We start from the raw sequence: 2,387 nt of genomic DNA on the forward strand, positions 1-2,387 counted from the left end.
ATTTTAGCGATCGCACCTTTTTCACCCAACCTCACAAAATCGCGTTGCTCCCTCTCACCCACTTTACTTAAACCCGATCCCCGCGCATAAGACCAAATCATCACGACCAATCCATGCCGTTTTGCTACCTCGGCACAGGCTCGAATCTGCTGATACATCTCAAACCGATGGGCTGAACCTGGATAGATACTGAAACCGATCCCCACACATCCTAACCTCAGCGCATCCTCCACGCTGCCAGTGAGTGCTTGCGTTGGGTCTGACTCAGCTAGTAACACATCGCGATCATTGGCTTTCAGAATGAGAGGAATTTCACCTGCAAATTCTCGCGCTCCCGCTTCCAAAAATCTTAAGGTGCGGCATAGGCATTGCATCCTGCTGCGATCGCTAACTCAAAATGATAGCGAGGATCATAGGCTGGTGGATTGGGCGCAAAACTGCTAGCTGGCCCATGCTCAAAGCCTTGATCCACAGGCAGCATGACGACTTTGCCAGTTCCAGCTAGTTTGCCATGATTCAGCAACCGGGCTAAATTAGTCAACGTTCCGGGATTATCGCTGCCATACCAACTGAGAATTTCTTTTACTCGATGAGTCATTGTGTTTCTCCTAAAATTATTGTTTGGTAAAACTTCTTTCCTTTCCGCTTACGACATATCTATTGAGACGATCGCAAAAGGTTCAGCTGGATGAACCGAGCTTTCAACCTTCAGCTGTACCGCCTACCTTTTCCCGTCCAGCAGTACGCGGAATATCACCCCGTCCGGGAGCTAATGATTTAAAAATGGGATCGAGATACTGAACCACCATCTGAGAGCCACCAATCATCATGCAATAACCCCGCTCCAAACCCCACACTCCGCCACTGGTTCCCACATCTAGGTAGTGAATGCCCTTTTGCATCAGATCATTTGCCCGTCGAATATCGTCAATGTAGTAAGAGTTGCCCCCATCAATTAAGATATCGCCGGAATCCAGTTTTGCAGCCACTTCCTTCACCATCGGCTCGGTTGGTTCTCCGGCTGGCACCATCAACCAAATCGCACGAGGTTTATTGAGCTTCTGGACAAAATCATCCAAGCTGTAAGTGCTGATCGCCCCTTCTGATACAATGCGACCACCAAAGTTCAATCGGATTAAAATCGGGAGAATACGGTGACATATTGATAACACTGGCACCCAATGATATAATCAATGGTTCAGAAGTACTCTGAAGAAGACATAGTTTTTTTGGAAGAATGCCTCAAACAAGAACCACGTACATACAACAGTGTTCAGTTAGCTCAGAAATTAGAAAGCGAAGCTCCGAAGGGAGCCGCTTCGCTAACGCCAAATTAAACTGAGTCCCGACAGATTAAGACGGGTACTCAAGAAAAGGGGAGCCAGTGCGTTGGGCGGCTCTGCCGACTTGAAGCAACTGGCGTGGTCATTTGGAAACGAGTCAGAAAAAGTCATAAAAGAAAACAAGACTCTGTAATACGGGAAAAAAAGCAAGCAGACTGAGATATGCTGGAATTAGCTGCTGCTGCCCAAGAAATAGACTTAAAATATCTAGATAAATCAGGGTTTTGTCAGTGGAGTGAACCAGGTTACACCTATTACTTCAGAGGTGAGCAAAAACGCTTAGAACAGACCAAACGTCGTGGTCGTAGATTAAGCATTGGTTTGTCTCAAGAGCACTGGAAAATTCATTGCGTTCGCTTTGCCCCTAATTGTCCATCACAAAATCCAATTGAGGATATTTGGTTACAAGCTAAAACTTGGGTACGGCGTTTCTGTGCACGGACTATCTTATGTTCTTTAGGAGCGAGTGCAGTAATGTGTCTGTCTGCTCCTTTTTTCTTAAATACTGACCGAATAACAACCGGGATGCTACTTGGTGCTGGAACGGTGAGTGCTGGCTTATTTGGAGTATCTGCCCAAATCAGTGAAGGCAAACAGAAAGTATATCGCTCTTTGCAAGAAGCTGACCTCAAATCACTTAAGCAGCATTTACAAGGTAAGGCTGTTTATGATTACGTCACGACTGTGATCGCAGCTAAACGCCGAGTTGCGGATTATGTGAATCGCCTACCAATGCAAGAGCGCCCCCGGTGGATTGCTGAATATCAGTTGCAAGGTTTGGTTACACTCTCAGAACTACCAGCACAACAATCACCCTCACCGACTGGTATTCCCAATCCCGATATTGCTGACATTGATGAAGAATTTGTGCAGTCCGTGATTAATCCGGGTGCGATGAGAATTCTGCAAGCGATTACAGCAAATTATCCTGATTACATCAGAATTGATGGTGCTTGGATTGATGAACTGTGTGATGCTGCATCTAATCAAGATACAGCAGATTGCAGGTAACTGAGGTACAGTGATATCAGTACATTAACGGGT

At 46.0% G+C, this 2,387-nt stretch carries 2 protein-coding genes and 2 pseudogenes; 1 reads left to right on the forward strand and 3 read right to left on the reverse strand.

Annotated features, from left to right (window positions below; all coding sequences use genetic code 11):
• From Q0541_RS11105 to Q0541_RS11115, 3 genes and pseudogenes are all read right to left on the reverse strand, one after another.
• Positions 1–374, reverse strand: a pseudogene (locus Q0541_RS11105) (hypothetical protein); the annotation flags it as partial.
• Complete coding sequence (locus Q0541_RS11110) at positions 350–598, reverse strand: hypothetical protein (protein WP_298909636.1); 249 nt, start codon at positions 596–598, stop codon at positions 350–352. The pseudogene Q0541_RS11105 and the gene Q0541_RS11110, both read right to left, overlap by 25 nt.
• Positions 599–701: 103 nt before the next feature.
• A complete protein-coding gene (locus tag Q0541_RS11115; protein WP_298909638.1) occupies positions 702–1,172 on the reverse strand; it encodes an NAD(P)-binding domain-containing protein in 471 nt (156 codons plus the stop codon).
• A 492-nt stretch (positions 1,173–1,664) separates the two neighbouring features.
• On the opposite strand from Q0541_RS11115, the pseudogene Q0541_RS11120 reads away from it, so the two are divergent.
• Positions 1,665–1,781, forward strand: a pseudogene (locus Q0541_RS11120) (IS630 family transposase); the annotation flags it as partial.
• Positions 1,782–2,387: the final 606 nt, after the last annotated feature.

This window comes from uncultured Nostoc sp. (assembly GCF_937863485.1).
GTDB lineage: Bacteria > Cyanobacteriota > Cyanobacteriia > Cyanobacteriales > Nostocaceae > Nostoc.